The sequence below is a fragment of the uncultured Oxalicibacterium sp. genome, assembly GCF_913776015.1.
GTDB lineage: Bacteria > Pseudomonadota > Gammaproteobacteria > Burkholderiales > Burkholderiaceae_D > Oxalicibacterium.
On the sequence record NZ_CAJYMD010000002.1, the window covers coordinates 1 to 15,710 of the forward strand.

Consider the following 15,710-nt stretch of genomic DNA (forward strand, 5'->3'; position numbering starts at 1 on the left):
TCTTGAGCATGGTGTGCAATCGGCGACCATCTTCATCTGCTGCCGAAAAGGCGGAACGATCGCCGTGCTGCCAACGCCACACGATGCGATACAGCAAGGCCCAGCGATCGGGCGCACGATAGCAGGCAGCGGTTTGCAGCATGCGCAGCAAGCTGCCCGGCATGCGCAAAACATCCGGCGCATTTGTTGCCGTGTCTGCCGTCGTCAAGTTATTGATGGTAGACGTGTCATCGCTGAAAAGATCACCCGCACCAAGATGCCGTATGCTTTGCCATTGCACCTCGTGCGGTGCTATCTGTTGCGCGAGCAATTGCCGCGCCGTTTCGCGCCACGAGGCAAAATCCGTCACGGATACGCTATGCAGCACGGCATTCATGCGTCGCCTGACAGTGCAGGAAACAAATCCAGTTGCGCAGGCTTCTCGGCCATCTGACGGCGCAAACTCTCGGAAGAAATCGTGTCATGCGCTGGTCGATAATCGGCCGTAACGATGAAGGGCTTCAGCTTGTCCATGCTGCAGCGCATGCGCGCCAGATCGGCATACCGTACGCGGCGCGACATGCGTAATTGCACGATGCGCTCGGCATTGCGCAAGCCGATGCCGGGAATCCGCGCCAACATGCTGCGGTCGGCGCGGTTGACGTCCATCGGAAAATGCTCGCGATGTGAAAGTGCCCATGCCAGTTTGGGGTCAATATCCAGCGCCAGATTGCCGCTGCCCGGCAATAATTCACCCGCCTCGAAACCATAGCTGCGGACCAAAAAATCGGCTTGATACAAACGATGCTCGCGCAACATCGGCGGTGGCTTCAACGGCACCGTCTTCGGGCTTTGCGGAATCGGACTGAACGCCGAGTAATACACGCGCTTGAGGCGATACGAACTGTAGAGTGTCTCGGCCGTATGCAGAATGGTGCTGTCGTCAGTTGCATCGGCGCCGACGATCATCTGCGTGCTTTGTCCGGATGGTGCAAATTTCGGCGCACGCGGCTCTTCGGCTTTTTCATCCAGTCGTCGACGAATCGACGCCATCGCCAGCTTGATGGTCTGCACCTTCTTTTCCGGCGCCAGCCGCTCAACGCTCGCGGCCGTCGGCAATTCGATGTTGACGCTGAGCCGATCGGCGTAGCGCCCCGCCAGTTCGATCAGACGCGGATCGGCGTCGGGAATCGTCTTCAGATGAATGTAGCCGCGGAATTGATGTACTTCGCGCAATTGCTGCGCGATCGCCACCAGTTGCTCCATCGTGTAATCCGGCGACTGGATGATGCCGGAACTGAGAAACAGGCCATCGATATAGTTGCGCAGGTAAAAATCAGTGGTCAGGCGCACCACTTCCTCGACGCTGAAACGCGCACGTGGCACGTTGCTGCTGCGGCGGTTGACGCAGTACTGGCAATCGTAGACACAGAAATTCGTCAGAAGAATCTTGAGCAGCGAAATGCAGCGACCATCGGGTGTATAGCTGTGGCAGATGCCAGTACCCGTCGTTGCCCCCATACCCGCCTTGCCGATGGACGAGCGTTTGGGTGCACCACTGCTGGCACACGAGGCATCATACTTGGCCGCATCAGCCAGAATGTCGAGTTTGGCGATCGTTTCCATGTCGCAACCAAATACTGTATATAAATACAGCATTGTAGAAGAAGCTGGCATCCCATGCACGAAAGAACAGGCTCCAACGATGCAATATTGGCGATGCTAAAATGCCAAGCACCTTCATCCTTCCATCCACGATGGCGTTTCATTTCGACCGCATTCCCGCTTTACGCCCCATCTTCGTGCGCATCTGCGCACCGCGGCCTTGTCCCGCGCAACGATGGACGTCGTCCACCATTCTTTTTTACTGCCACAGCCTTCATGCATGGTTCGAATATTGCATCCATGCCATGACGGTTTGCATCGTTGATCACGCCTGTGACGCGTCCTCGCGCCGGCATCCAGCGTCTGCAAACCGGCTCACCCGTTTTCTTCAGAGGTTTGCCGCATGATTATTTATCAGGTCTACCCGCGCAGCTTTCAGGACTCCAACAACGATGGCATCGGCGATCTGGCCGGCATCGAGCAAAAGCTCGACTACATCAAAAGCCTGGATGTCGATGCGATCTGGATCAGCCCCTTCTTCAAATCGCCAATGGTCGATTTTGGCTACGACGTTTCCGATTACCGCGATGTCGATCCGATCTTCGGCAACATGGACGATTTCAAAAGCCTGCTGGCCGCTGCCAAAAAACGCGGCATCGGCATCATCGTCGACATGGTGATCTCGCACACCTCGGAAGAACATCCGTGGTTCAAGGACAGCAGACTCGGCAAGAATGGCAAATCGAACTGGTATCTGTGGGTCAGTCCGCAACCCGACGGCAGTCCGCCCAACAACTGGGTATCGGTCTTCGGCGGTCCCGCATGGCGCTGGGATGCCGAGCGGCGGCAGTACTATTTCCACTCGTTCTTCGCCAGCCAGCCCGATCTCAACATGCACAATCCCGATGTGCAGAATCAGGTGCTGGCCGACATGCGCTATTGGCTCGATCTCGGCGTTGCCGGTTTTCGCTTCGATGCCTGCAACCACGTCTTTCAGGATTTGCAGCTGCGCAATAATCCGCCGCGTGCCGATGTCAGTGCGGCGCTGCATCCCTATGGCTTTCAGGTCCACGTCTACGATCAAGCGCAGCCTGAAATGTTGCCGTTCCTTGAACGCATTCGCACCCTGCTCGACGAATACGATGCCTTCAGCCTCGCCGAAGTTGGCGGCCACGATGCGATCAAACTCATGGGGCAATATACCGAGCCAGGGCGCCTGCACTCCGCCTACAGTTTCTCGCTTATGCAGCCGGACAGCAGTGCGCAGCGTGTGCGCGATGTGATTACGGAACTCGAAACCAATATTCCCTTTCCCAACGCGCCCTGCTACGCCCTCAGCAATCACGATAAGCCCCGCGTTGCCACGCGTTGGCAAAATGGCCGCGACCGCGCCGAAACCGCCAAGGAAATGCTGGCCCTGCTGTTTGCCATGCGCGGTGACATCTGCATGTACCAAGGCGAAGAACTCGGCCTGCCGCAAGCCGACGTGCCGTTCGAACGCATTCAGGACCCGTTCGGCAAATCGTTCTGGCCCAAGTTCAAGGGCCGCGATGGCTGCCGCACGCCGATGCCATGGACCGGTGGTTCGCACGGCGGCTTCAGCGTCGCCGAACCCTGGCTCCCCGTCACCGATGAACATCGCGCATTGAACGTCGCCGCGCAGGAAGCCGATCCGCATTCGGTCCTCAACTTCTATCGTCAGATGATCGCCGTACGTCGTGCCAACCCGGCACTGCACAGAACCGCACGCATCGCACTCATCGATGCCCCGCACGCCGTACTTGCCTTTGAACGCCACTGCGATGCACAACGCCTGCTGTGCCTGTTCAACATGGACGTGATCCAGCACTTCATCCCCTGCCAATACGAGAACCTGCTATTTGGACAGCACGTGACGTTGAATGAAGGTAGCGTGACGCTGGGTGTGAGTGGATTCTGCTTGGTGACAATCTGACATATGCTTCCATACAAAAACGGACATGTGCTGAAACACATGTCCGTCTCTGTTCTTGCAAACTGATCACGACAAAACTGCAATTAATTCTGGCAAGAATATTCCGCCTCATTCAATCCGCCTTGCAACCATGAACCCACATCGCTTTTCCGACGATGAAATCCAAGCTGTCTACAAGGCCATGCGAGAACGCCGTGACATGCGACACTTTCTCACAACTCCTCTCGCGGAAGGACAGTTGGATCGTCTGGTCGAAGCCGCCCATATGGCGCCAAGTGTAGGTTACATGCAGCCATGGCGCTTTATCCGCATCACGGATTCAGCGTTACGCAAGACGATCCAGAAACATGTGGAAGAGGAACGAATCGCCACGGCGCGTGCATTGGGAGAACGTGCCAGTGAATTCATGCGTATCAAGGTCGAAGGCATTCTTGCGTGCGCCGAAGTACTGATCGTGGCATTGACGAATCAACGTGAGCGCTACGTTTTTGGCCGTCGCACGATGCCGGAAATGGATCTCGCATCGGCCTCATGCGCGATTCAGAACATGTGGCTGGCAGCACGCGCCGAAGGACTCGGTATGGGGTGGGTGTCGTTGTTCGATCCCGATGTGTTGCGCAGCATGTGTGCCATGCCAGAAGGCAGTCAGCCGATTGCCGTACTTTGTATCGGCCATGTCGATACGTTTTATCCTGCCCCGATGCTGGAGCAGGAAGGCTGGGACAGACGTAAATCCCTACGCACCATCTACAGTGAAAATACTTGGCCGATCGACTGAACATTATTGATTGGCCATTTCGGTTTCTTCACTGTTGCACATGAAGAAACGCAAACCTCTAGTTTGTTGCACAAACATGAAAAAGCCCTGCGTCTTTCTTCCGAAGCGCAGGGCTGATGACCATCAAGACGTTATCAGACAATCGTCAGCGTCACATCGATATTGCTGCGCGTTGCATTCGAATACGGACACACGATGTGCGCCTTGTCCACTAATGCCTGCGCTTGTTCGCGATCCAACCCAGGCAAGGAAATCTTGAGTTCAACTTCTATACCGAAACCCGTCGGAATCGGACCGATGCCGACATTGCCTTGCACCGATACATCTTTGGGAATGGCGATCTTTTCCTTGGCAGCGACGAACTTCATTGCCCCCAAAAAGCAGGCCGAATAACCGGCAGCGAACAGTTGCTCGGGATTGGTACCCGCGCCACCACCACCGCCTAGTTCCTTCGGCGTCGTCAAGGCGACATCAAGTACACCATCCGATGAAACTGCACGACCGTCACGACCACCGGTAGCGCTTGCCTGAGCGCGGTACAACACTTTCTCAATTGCCATGATGTTTTCTCCTTGTTAAACAAAACTCGCTATCGAACCCGATTCATTTCGTCGTCGGGGCTACATACAAACCATGAGAATCTTACCCACGATTCTGGATATCAGCAGGCTTGGATTGCCATTGCATGAAACGACTACGACCATGCGACCCTACGCTTGGTTCTCGCCTTAATCTCGCCGTATTTCTTTCGATAAGGCAAGCGCCACCTTGGCAGCCGCATCTTTCTCGTGCGGCGACAGACCGGCACAATCATCCGTCAGATTGGCATTGTCACTCGGCTCCACGACCGCATGATTGTTCACGATGACCATGCGCCATGCACAGCCCTGGATGCGATCTTCCCTGTCATACGATTCATTGGCATAGATCGCGGCAAGCGCGCGTTGGGCCTGGTAGTCATTATCCATCGCCTTGCTTTTGACAGACTTCACACGCACCTGCAAATCGAGATCGAGCCCGTGTCGCCGTGCCTTGTAACCGGGCGAATCCGGCTCATCCAGAAATGCCATTGCAGGAACGGGGGCCAACTTGCTATGTGTCGCGATACCGCAGATTTTTGCGCAATGATCGCGCTCGGCAAAGTAACCCGGCTGGTCGCCACCTCCAAGGGTGAAGGTGCACGTGTTTCCGGCAGCCTCATGCAAGGCTTGTTCACGGGGTTGCGGCACGACGCGAAAGGACAGATCGAACGCCCGGCTCCAGCCGAAATCGCGCTCGATACGCGACAGTGCCGACGCTGCGAATTTCCAATCGGACACCTCCGCTTCGCTGCGCGCCAGTACCGGACAAGCCGCCACGAATGCATCGAACGCCTGCAACGCAAAGGGTTCCGGTTGCTGGGAAGTATTGGCCACCTTGCTGACAGGTTGCGCCGGCTTGTTGACCTCGTTTTTACAAGCTGCCAATGCCATGCAGGCCAGCAGCAAAGCCAGATATTTCATCTCCGCTCCTTTGTAGTTATCGCTGCATGGTAACGCAGTCCGATGCGCATCTGCTCGCATGCGCTCACCCGCGGCGGTACAATACGCCCGCCGCGACCCTTGACCACATTCCAGGCCGCATTCCAGCTTCACCAACAACGATTTCAGCATGACCGACTTCACCAACGACGACAAAAAACCGCTCTTCTACGATCCAACCGAACACCGCATACGCAGCTTCGTTACGCGGGCGGGCCGCCTGTCCAATGCGCAGGCGCGGGCCATCGAAGAATTCGGTCCGCAATTTTTCATTCCGTATGAAAAAAAGCCGCTGGATATCGATCAGGCATTTGGCCGTAGTGCACCGACCATTTTCGAAATCGGTTTCGGCATGGGCGAAACCACGGCGAAGATCGCTAACGGCATGCCGGAAAAGAATTTCATCGGCGTGGAAGTACATACGCCGGGCGTAGGCAACCTGCTGAAACTGATTAGCGAAGGCAGCCTACAGAATCAACGCGTGATCCAGCATGATGCCTTCGAAGTATTGACGCACATGATTCCCGATGGTTCGCTTGATGGCGTGCACGTTTTCTTCCCCGATCCTTGGCACAAGGCACGGCACAACAAGCGTCGCCTGATCCAGGGACCGATGGTGGCCTTGCTTTCATCGAAACTGAAAGCAGGCGGCTACATCCATTGCGCCACCGACTGGCAGGAATATGCGGAGCAAATGCTGGAAGTGCTGCGCGCAGAACCGACGCTGAAAAATACGGCAGAGGGTTATGCGCCAAGGCCCGACTATCGCCCTGTGACCAAATTCGAGAACCGCGGACTGAAACTCGGTCACGGCGTGTGGGATCTGGTGTTCGAAAGAAAATGAGCCGCTGAACACGGCGCATCGTTTCTGCTGTCGGATCAATGTCCGCTCAGTGACACGTCGGCACCCGGCTTGTCGTGGACGGCAAACCGGCCCACTAGCGTGGCGCTCGCCGCATTCAGCCCGAAGACTTCTACGTCATGGCCAGTACGACGCAGTTTGATGACGACTTTATCCAGCGCATCGACAGCAGACAGATCCCAGAAATGCGCGGCGGAAACGTCAATCACCACGCGTGGAACCTCTTCCCTGAAATTCATCCCTTCGGCAAAGCGTTCTGCCGACGCAAAAAAGACTTGTCCTTCGTAAAGGTAGATACGGGTCTGTCCGTCATCAGACAACGCAGACGTCACGCCTAACAGCTTGCGTATTTTGCCGGCGAAGAACAACCCGCTCAGCACCACACCCACAAGTACGCCAAGAGCAAGATTGTGCGTCGAGACAACCGTTGCGACGGTTGATAGCATGACGACCGAGGCCTGCCACGGATGCACACGCAGATTAACGATCGATCGCCAACTGAAGGTACCGATCGACACCATGATCATGACAGCCACCAATGCCGGCATGGGAATGCGTGCGACCAGCGGGCCCAGTACCACGATCAGGAATAGTAGTAAGGCACCAGCGACAAACGCCGACAAACGCGTTTGACCACCGGATTTCACGTTGATGACAGACTGCCCGATCATGGCGCAACCTCCCATTCCCCCCAGAAATCCCGTGACGAAGTTGGCAATGCCCTGACCCTTGCACTCACGCCGCTTATCACTTGGCGTATCAGTCAGCTCATCGACAATCTGCGCCGTCATCAAGGACTCCAGCAAGCCGACCGCCGCCATAGCCAGCGAGTACGGCAAGATGATCAGCAGCGTTTCCAATGTAAACGGCACGTCCGGAATCAGGAACACCGGCCAACTCGATGGCAACTGCCCCATGTCACCGACTGTATGCACTTCCAGCCCGCCGCAGATCGAGATCGCGGTCAGCACAATAATGGCAACCAGTGGCGACGGGATCGCCTTGGTAATACGCGGCAGCAGATAGATGATCGCCAGACCGCCGGCTACCATCACATAGGCAATCCAGGTGACATTGGTCAACTGAGGTAATTGCGCCATGAAAATAAGGATGGCGAGGGCATTCACAAAACCGGTCACGACCGACTTCGAGACATATTGCATCAACAAATCGAGCCGCAAATAGCCGGCAGCGATCTGCAAGATACCCATGAGGATGGATGCAGCGAACAGGTATTCCACCCCATGCTCGCGCACGAGCGGGACGACAATGACCGCGATGGCCGCCGTAGCGGCAGAAATCATGCCGGGTCGGCCGCCAGCAAAGGCAATGATGACGGCAATCGAAAAGGAGGCATACAAGCCGACACGAGGATCGATGCCAGCGATAATGGAAAAACCGATTGCTTCTGGAATCAGGGCAAGGGCAACGACAATACCTGAAAGGATGTCCGCACGCGGGCTAACCAACCATTCGCGGCGAAATTGGGAAAAATGGAACATGGATGAACAATCGACTGACAAGCGCCTCTATGCACCAATCAACTGGCAATAGAAGATACTGGCCTCGGAACGAGGGGAAGATGCGCTTGGAAGTTTCCGAGGGATAGGCGCCCGGCCGAGCCACCCGGCAAGCCGGGTCCGCTTATTGAAAGGTGTGACCAGACCTGATCGCACGCAAGTCATCGTAAAGATGACGTGGGCTGGATTGTACACGCAAGACACCACCGCTGCAGAACGCACTGAAACTGGACAAGCGACCGAGCTGATCTCGGTAAGCGTTTCGCTTTCGCGTTACAGCCTCTTCTACCTCACCCCATTCAGGCTACGCGGCACATCAAGCGACAGGAGCAAACCGATCCGTCCTCGCCTTGTCATGCGACAAAGACGCATCTTCGCAAAAAAATACCCGAGGTGCTTTTCGCAGTATCACGTAACGCTGCAGGTATTAGAAAGAGTAACCGATGCCTGCCTTGACGAACCGCCACCGCCCCAACTCCCACGTCCTTTCCGTCGCAATGAATTTGACATGGCCATTGCCGATAGCAGAGCAATGCGCGCTCCCTTCGTTGCCTGCTGACTGTTCGATCAGACAGGACGCAGGTTGGCGATCAGTGAATCACTGTTCTGCGATCAACGCCACAATCGCTTCGCCATAACTTTCCAGCTTCTTCTCGCCGACCCCGCTGACACTGCGCAAGGCATCGAGCGAAGTCGGCTGTATCTTGGCAATCTCGCGCATCGTCGCATCCTGAAATACCACGTAGGCCGGCACGTTGTGCTTGCGCGCCGTTTCCATACGCCACCAGCGCAGCTTTTCGAACAGTGCCTGCTCTTCGCTCGTCAGCTCGGTTTCCACATAGGGTTTCGGCTTGCCGATACGGCGCGACTTCACCGGTTTTTCATAAGTACGCAATTGCACGCTTTGCTGCCCCTTGAGTACAGGGCGTGCAGCGTCAGTCAGCTTGAGTGCGCCATAGGACTCATGATCGACATCGATCAAACCCAACGCAATCGATTGCCGCAGAATGGCACGCCATTCGGCTTCGCTGCGGTCGGCACCGATGCCGAAGGTCGAGAGTTTGTCGTGCGCCCACTGGCGGATTTTTTCCGAATCGGCACCGCGCAACACATCCAGCACATGCATGGCACCGAAGCGCTGATCGACACGATAGATGGTCGATAGCAGCTTTTGCACGGCGACCGTCGCATCGAAGGAACGCGGTGGCTGCAGGCAGGTATCGCAATTACCGCACGGTTGGGATGCCTGGCCGAAATAATCGAGCAAACGCACGCGACGGCAGTGCAGCGTTTCGCACAGACCGAGCATCGCATCCAGCTTGATGCTCTGCACGCGCTTGAAGGTTTCGTCTGCTTCGGATTCATCGATCATGCGGCGCTGCTGCACCACGTCCTGCAAACCGTAGGCCATCCATGCATTGGCAGGCAAGCCATCGCGGCCAGCACGGCCGGTTTCCTGGTAATAACCTTCAATGCTTTTCGGCAGATCGAGATGCGCCACAAAACGCACATCGGGCTTGTCGATACCCATACCGAATGCAATCGTCGCCACCATCACGATGCCGTCTTCACGCAAGAAACGTGACTGGTTGGCACTACGCATCGCGGTTTCCATGCCGGCGTGATACGGCAGCGCGGATATACCGTTTTCATTGAGGAAATCGGCCGTTTCCTCGACCTTCTTGCGCGACAGGCAATAGACGATACCGGCGTCGCCCGCGTGCTCGGCTTCGATGAAATCGAGCAGTTGCTTGCGGCCATTGGCTTTTTCGACAATCTGATAGCGAATGTTGGGACGGTCGAAAGAAGAAACGAATTGATGCGCCTCTTCCAGTTGCAGGCGATGCGCAATTTCGGCACGCGTCTGATGATCGGCCGTCGCTGTCAGGGCGATGCGCGGCACAAGTGGAAAGCGCTCATGCAACACCGATAGCCGAATATATTCGGGCCGGAAATCATGCCCCCATTGCGACACGCAATGCGCCTCATCGATGGCGAACAGCGCAATGCCGACACTGTCATGCACGCCGTCGAGCATTTCCAGACAGCGTTGCGTCATGAGTCGCTCGGGTGCCACGTACAACAGATCGAGATCGCCGCTGCGAAGGCGACGTTCGATGCGTACGGATTCCTCGAAAGTCTGGGTCGAATTGAGGAATGCGGCGCGCACGCCGACTTCTGCCAGCGCATCGACCTGATCCTGCATCAAGGCGATCAAGGGGGAAACGACAATGCCAACACCATCGCGCAATAGAGACGGAATCTGGTAGCACAACGATTTGCCACCGCCGGTCGGCATCAGCACCAGTGCATCGCCACCGCGCGCAACCGCATCGACAATAGCAGCCTGTTCGCCACGAAACGAGCCATAGCCGAAGACCGATTCAAGGATGTGCAACGCTCGTGCACCGAGATCGTCACGCGTGTTCATGCCGCGGTCAGCCTTTCCAGCTGCATCAGGAAGGTCATCGCATGCGCGCGCGTACTGCCGCACATTTCAGGCTCGGGCTGGAGACTGCTACAGACAGATGGCCGCTCTGCCCGACCGAAAATGCGGCAGCGGTTTGCGTCATCGAGTTGCACGCAACGCACGCCGGCAGGCTTGCCGTGCGGCATACCGGGAATCGGTGAAGAAATCGAAGGCGCGGTGCAGCAGGCTCCACAGTCGGGGCGGCAGGCGAGCTCACTCATTGCAACTCTGCCAATTTTTCAGCGTGCCATGCCTCCAGGAGACAATCGGGCGATGACGGCACAGGCGGGACGAAAGACAACATGGTCGCCATTTTACCGGCAGCAGCGCATTGCGGCGGCATACTTTCCACGGCATTGCTGGCGTTTTTTTGCAAATTCAACCGAAGCACATCCCAAGTCGTTGCGATCCGGCACGCATCCTTTGATAAAATGCCGGTTTTCCTTTTTCGTTACCTAGCCATTGCCATGAATATCGAACAAGCCCGTTTCAACATGATCGAACAGCAAATCCGCCCTTGGGATGTGCTGGATACGGACGTACTGGAACTCCTCGTCGTCGTCAAACGCGAAGCGTTCGTACCGCTTGCCTATCGTTCCCTGGCTTTTGCCGATAGCGAAATCCCGCTGCCTGGCGGCGAAAACATGCTGGCTCCACGCGTCGAAGCGCGCATAATGCAGGCCGTGGCCGTGCAGAAACACGAAAACGTGCTGGAAATCGGCGCCGGTTCCGGCTACATGGCCGCCTTGCTGGCGCACAAGGCACGTCATGTGACGACCGTGGAAATCATTCCAGAACTGAAAGTCTTGGCCGAAAAGAATCTGGCCGACTATGGCGTGACCAACGTCGAAGTCGTCGAAGGCGATGCGGCCCAAGGCTACAAAGGTTTGGTGCAGCCGCACGCGCCCTACGACGTGATCGTGGTGTCGGGTTCGCTGCCATTCGTTCCGGAAGGTCTGCTGGCGCAATTGAAAGTCGGCGGCCGCATGTTTGTCGTGGTCGGTACCGCTCCGGCAATGACGGCACAATTGATCACGCGTACTTCCGACGTGAACTACACCACTGTCGGCGTGTTCGAAACCCTCATCAAGCCGCTGCACAATGCACCGGTACCGTCGCAGTTCAAGTTCTGAACTCACGACTACGTTTCAGGAAAGATCGTTGATGCAACAGCTCACCGCACCGGAAGTCGCCAATCTGCTTGCCGAATCGTCGACTGACAAGCCGGTGTTGCTGGACGTTCGCGAACCATGGGAATTCCAGACCTGCCATATCGAAGGCGCGGTCTCGATTCCCATGAACACCATTCCCTCCCAGCTCGAACAGCTTGATCGCAACCAGCCCATCGTCTGCATCTGCCATCACGGCATGCGCAGCCTGCGTGTGGCGCACTTCCTCGAAGCCAACGGCTTTGGACAAGTCATCAATCTGACAGGTGGCATTCACGCCTGGGCACAGCAGGTCGATCCTGCCATGCCAACCTACTGAACCGCGCACATTCTGACGGAAGAGCCATGCGTTTTTTCCGGCTTCCGCTCCTGTTGATCGGCCTGACGGCTTCGCTGCCAGCGTTGGCCGTTGATCTGCTGCAAGCCTATCGCGATGCCCTGACGCATGACGCCACTTATGCCAGCGCCCGCGCGCAACTGGCAGCCGGCCGCGAAGCCTCGGTACAGGGTCGCGCCAATCTGTTGCCGCTGATTGGACTGAGCGGCAACAACCAGCGCGTCCGCCGCGAAAATGCCTCCGATTACAACTTGCGTGGTTACACGCTTTCCTTGACACAGCCACTGGTGGATGTCGCTGCGTGGCAAACCTACGAACAAAGCAAGCTGCAAGTCGCTGCCACCGAGGCCGTCTTTGCCTTTGCCGGGCAGGATTTGATCTTGCGCGTATCACAAGCTTATTTCGACGTTCTGGCGGCGCAAGACACGCTGGCATCCTTGCACGCGCAAAAGGCCGCCATCGAGGAACAACTGGCGTCAGCAAAGCGCAATTTCGACGTTGGCACCGCCACCATTACCGATACGCATGAAGCGCAAGCGCGCTACGATTTGATCGTTGCACAAGAACTGGCTGCCGAAGCCGATCTGAACATCAAGCGCGAAGCACTCGCGCAACTGACCGGCAAGCCCACCTTACCGCTGTCCATCCTGCGCAAGGATGCGCAATTGCAAAATCCGCAACCGGCACAGATGGCACCGTGGGTCAGTACCGCGGAACAGCAGAACACCGACGTCATCAATCGCCAACTCGCACTCGAAATCGCGCAGCGCCAGATCACACGCAATCGCGCAGGCCATTACCCGACAGTCGATCTGGTTGCCAGTCGCAGCGACACCACGCAACGCACCAATGTGCTGTCGCAAACCGGCGCTGGCCAGACGAATTCCGTTGGAGTGCAATGGCAAATTCCGCTATACAGCGGCTTTGCCGTCACCAGCCGCGTGCGTGAAGCGATCGCGCTGGAAGACAAGGCCCGCGCCGATCTCGAAGCCGCACGTCGCGTCGCAGCGCAGGCCGCGCGGCAAGCGTTTTATGGTGTCACGAGTGGACTTGCACAAGTCAAGGCACTGGAAGCGGCGGAAGTCTCCAGCCGTTCGGCACTGGAGTCCAATCGTCTCGGCTATCGTGTCGGGGTACGCATCAATATCGATGTGCTCAATGCGCAACAGCAGTTGTATGCCACCCAACGTGATCTGGCAAAGGCACGTTACGACACGCTCATCAATTCATTGCGACTGAAATCGGCAGCAGGCACGCTGCAGGAAGATGATCTGATTCGCATCAACACATTGTTGACGCCACCTGCCACGCCATCGTCGTAAGCATGGCGCACGGGCATTATCATCGGCACGATGCGACTTTGACGTCATGACGACATATAGGAAGCACGTCGTAAAAATCCCGAAGACGTCAACCTGCCTCAGCCATTCGCCCGTCTTTGCGACGGCGAATAACGCAAACTGTCGAGGCAGGTATCAATCACCGGCCCTGCCACGCTGGCAAGATCGAATGTAGTCGGGGAAAAAAGCCAGTTCATCAGCAAGCCGATGACCTGACCATGCAGTGTCAGTGCGGCCAGCCGCACATCGAGATTGGCAGGCAACTGTTTGCGTGCCACCGCGTCGTTGAGAATGCGCTCCATGTTTTCCAGGCCGCGACGATAGCAATCCTGCTGCCGAATCCAGATCGGATCGTCACGATCAACCAATTCACATTTCAGAAAAAGGATATCGAGCACACGACGCGAACGTTCATTGGTCGCTGCATCCTGCAACAGATGCAGCCAGGTATTACGCAAATGGCCTAGTGGATCGACAGCATATTCTTCCGACGAGGCACCCATCAGTGCTTCCATCGGCAAGCGCACGCGCTCCGACATCGCTTCGAAAAGATCTGCCTTGTTCTTGAAATGCCAATAGATCGCACCACGCGTGACATTGGCGGCAACCGCCACATCCGCCAGAGAGGTCTGCGCCAGGCCGCGTGTATAGAAGACCTCCTCCGCCGCATCGACGATGCGGTTGCGGGTTTCCAATGCTTCTTCCTTGGTTGCACGAGCCATCTGGATTCAATCTCCTGTCACATATTTTTTGTATTTTCGCTATGCTGAGGTGTTTCCTTATCAACAGTTGCATCAAATACATACATTCGCGAATGTATGTATAATACCGTACCTTGCAGCAGTTCGGCAAAAAAGCACAAGCCGCAGCAGCCCGTGCTCGTTGTTTGCTTCTCTAAAAGCATCACCCGTTTTCTTTATGGATCTGTCGGATTCTTCGGCAGCGCTTTCACCTATTGTGCGAGATGTATATGAGTTCACTTCCCCGTTTGACGCGCATCAGCGCTAGTCTCTTCCTGATCTATGCCCTTGCCGCCTGTGGCAAAAAGTCCGAAGCACCTGCCGCACCTCCTCCTGCCGAGGTCTCCATCGTGACCGTCAGTGCAGCGCCATTAGCAGTCACCAATGAATTGCCGGGCCGAATGGAAGCGACACGTATTGCGGAGGTCCGCGCACGCGTTCCGGGTATCGTCCTCAAACGTAATTTCCGCGAAGGTGCAGATGTCAAGGCAGGCGAGCTGCTCTACCAGATCGACCCTGCCCCACTACAAGCAAATTACAACAGCGCCGACGCCGCAGTCTCGCGCGCCGAAGCAACGCTGCTGCAAACCCAATTAAAGGCCAAGCGTTACGCGCCGTTGGTCGAAACCAATGCCATCAGCAAACAGGAATACGACGACGTGATCGCGGCCGAAAAACAGGCCAATGCCGATCTGGCTTCGGCCAAGGCGGCTCGCGAAACTGCACGCCTGTCCTTGAGCTATGCAAACGTAACATCGCCGATTTCCGGTCGCATTGGTCGTGCATTGGTAACTGAAGGTGCACTCGTCGGCCAGAACGAAGCCACGCCACTGGCTGTCGTGCAACAGATCGATCCGATCTATGTAAATTTGACGCAATCGAGCACCGACATGCTTAACCTGCAACGCGCGATGGCCGATGGCAAGCTCAAGAGCGCGGGTAAAGGTCAGGTCAACGTGACGCTGATCACGGAAGACGGTCGTGAATATCCGCGTGCCGGCAAACTGCTGTTTTCGGATTTGACGGTCGATCAGACATCGGGGGCTGTCACGCTGCGTGCGGAATTCCCGAATCCTGAACGTACGCTGCTGCCAGGCATGTACGTACGTGCACGCGTCGAACAGGCCGTCAACGAGTCCGCCATCACGGTACCGCAACAGGCAGTGACGCAAACGCCGGGCGGCTCGGCCGTCATGGTCGTGGGTGAAGACAACAAGGTGACTTCGCGTCCAATCAAGACCGGTTCGTCGAACAACAATAATTGGGTCATTGAAAGCGGTCTCAAGTCCGGTGAACGCGTGATTGTGGAAGGCCTGCAGAAAGTGCAGCCGGGTGCAACCGTGAAACCAGTGCCGTGGAAGAAAGCGGCAGCAGCAAATGGCGCAGTCAATGCGCCGGATGCTGCGGCATCGGGCGCCGCAGCCCCTGCTGCCCCA

At 56.5% G+C, this 15,710-nt stretch carries 14 protein-coding genes, 1 pseudogene and 1 other annotated feature; of the genes and pseudogenes, 7 read left to right on the forward strand and 8 right to left on the reverse strand.

Translation table 11 applies throughout. From position 1 onward, the window contains the following. Both QZ725_RS00540 and QZ725_RS00545 read right to left on the reverse strand, forming a co-directional pair. Positions 1–376, reverse strand: a pseudogene (locus QZ725_RS00540) (uracil-DNA glycosylase); the annotation flags it as partial. Continuing rightward, positions 373–1,605, reverse strand: a complete 1,233-nt coding sequence (locus QZ725_RS00545) for a putative DNA modification/repair radical SAM protein (RefSeq protein ID WP_293775513.1) — start codon at positions 1,603–1,605, stop codon at positions 373–375. The gene QZ725_RS00545 and the pseudogene QZ725_RS00540, both read right to left, overlap by 4 nt. 382 nt (positions 1,606–1,987) lie before the next feature. Here QZ725_RS00545 and QZ725_RS00550 point away from each other — a divergent pair, with 382 nt between their 5' ends. Beyond that, positions 1,988–3,538, forward strand: coding sequence for an alpha-amylase family glycosyl hydrolase (locus QZ725_RS00550; RefSeq protein WP_293775515.1), 1,551 nt, complete (start codon positions 1,988–1,990; stop codon positions 3,536–3,538). Positions 3,539–3,668: 130 nt separating this feature from the next. Next, positions 3,669–4,316 (forward strand): 5,6-dimethylbenzimidazole synthase, encoded by a 648-nt coding sequence (gene bluB, locus QZ725_RS00555; RefSeq protein WP_293775517.1) that lies wholly within the window; start codon positions 3,669–3,671, stop codon positions 4,314–4,316. Between the two features lie 134 nt (positions 4,317–4,450). On the opposite strand, the gene QZ725_RS00560 is transcribed toward bluB, so the two are convergent. Together QZ725_RS00560 and QZ725_RS00565 are read right to left on the reverse strand one after the other, a co-directional pair. Beyond that, a complete protein-coding gene (locus QZ725_RS00560; RefSeq protein ID WP_293775519.1) occupies positions 4,451–4,876 on the reverse strand; it encodes an organic hydroperoxide resistance protein in 426 nt (141 codons plus the stop codon). Between the two features lie 168 nt (positions 4,877–5,044). Continuing rightward, the gene (locus tag QZ725_RS00565) at positions 5,045–5,818 is read right to left on the reverse strand and encodes a hypothetical protein (RefSeq protein ID WP_293775520.1); all 774 of its coding nucleotides are present in this window, start codon (positions 5,816–5,818) and stop codon (positions 5,045–5,047) included. Between the two features lie 148 nt (positions 5,819–5,966). On the opposite strand from QZ725_RS00565, the gene trmB reads away from it, so the two are divergent. Next, a complete protein-coding gene (gene trmB, locus QZ725_RS00570; protein ID WP_293775521.1) occupies positions 5,967–6,680 on the forward strand; it encodes a tRNA (guanosine(46)-N7)-methyltransferase TrmB in 714 nt (237 codons plus the stop codon). A 35-nt stretch (positions 6,681–6,715) separates the two neighbouring features. Here the strand turns inward: trmB and QZ725_RS00575 are convergent, their stop codons facing one another. From QZ725_RS00575 to QZ725_RS00585, 3 genes are all read right to left on the reverse strand, one after another. After that, complete coding sequence (locus tag QZ725_RS00575; protein WP_293775523.1) at positions 6,716–8,200, reverse strand: SulP family inorganic anion transporter; 1,485 nt, start codon at positions 8,198–8,200, stop codon at positions 6,716–6,718. A 90-nt stretch (positions 8,201–8,290) separates the two neighbouring features. After that, positions 8,291–8,343, reverse strand: a sequence feature (sul1 is cis-regulatory element that is thought to sense ions involved in sulfur or methionine metabolism; They are found in Alphaproteobacteria). Between the two features lie 473 nt (positions 8,344–8,816). Continuing rightward, entirely contained in the window at positions 8,817–10,649 is a 1,833-nt protein-coding gene (gene recQ, locus QZ725_RS00580) for a DNA helicase RecQ (RefSeq protein ID WP_293775525.1), read from the reverse strand. Beyond that, on the reverse strand, positions 10,646–10,909 hold the full coding sequence (locus tag QZ725_RS00585; protein WP_293775527.1) for a YkgJ family cysteine cluster protein: 264 nt from the start codon (positions 10,907–10,909) through the stop codon (positions 10,646–10,648). The genes recQ and QZ725_RS00585 overlap by 4 nt, the downstream gene beginning before the upstream one ends. A gap of 246 nt (positions 10,910–11,155) precedes the next feature. On the opposite strand from QZ725_RS00585, the gene QZ725_RS00590 reads away from it, so the two are divergent. The 3 genes from QZ725_RS00590 to QZ725_RS00600 are packed head-to-tail and all read left to right on the forward strand — an operon-like array spanning position 11,156 to position 13,516. Beyond that, the gene (locus QZ725_RS00590) at positions 11,156–11,821 is read left to right on the forward strand and encodes a protein-L-isoaspartate O-methyltransferase (RefSeq protein ID WP_293775528.1); all 666 of its coding nucleotides are present in this window, start codon (positions 11,156–11,158) and stop codon (positions 11,819–11,821) included. A 31-nt stretch (positions 11,822–11,852) separates the two neighbouring features. Further along, positions 11,853–12,176: a rhodanese-like domain-containing protein gene (locus QZ725_RS00595; protein WP_293775529.1), complete on the forward strand. Its 324-nt coding sequence runs from the start codon at positions 11,853–11,855 to the stop codon at positions 12,174–12,176. 26 nt (positions 12,177–12,202) lie between these two features. Beyond that, positions 12,203–13,516, forward strand: coding sequence for a TolC family outer membrane protein (locus tag QZ725_RS00600; RefSeq protein ID WP_293775530.1), 1,314 nt, complete (start codon positions 12,203–12,205; stop codon positions 13,514–13,516). A 98-nt stretch (positions 13,517–13,614) separates the two neighbouring features. Here QZ725_RS00600 and QZ725_RS00605 read toward each other — a convergent pair whose 3' ends face one another. Then, complete coding sequence (locus tag QZ725_RS00605) at positions 13,615–14,256, reverse strand: TetR family transcriptional regulator (protein ID WP_293775531.1); 642 nt, start codon at positions 14,254–14,256, stop codon at positions 13,615–13,617. A 248-nt stretch (positions 14,257–14,504) separates the two neighbouring features. On the opposite strand from QZ725_RS00605, the gene QZ725_RS00610 reads away from it, so the two are divergent. After that, positions 14,505–15,710: efflux RND transporter periplasmic adaptor subunit (locus QZ725_RS00610; RefSeq protein WP_293775532.1), on the forward strand; the 1,206-nt coding region annotated here is incomplete at its 3' end.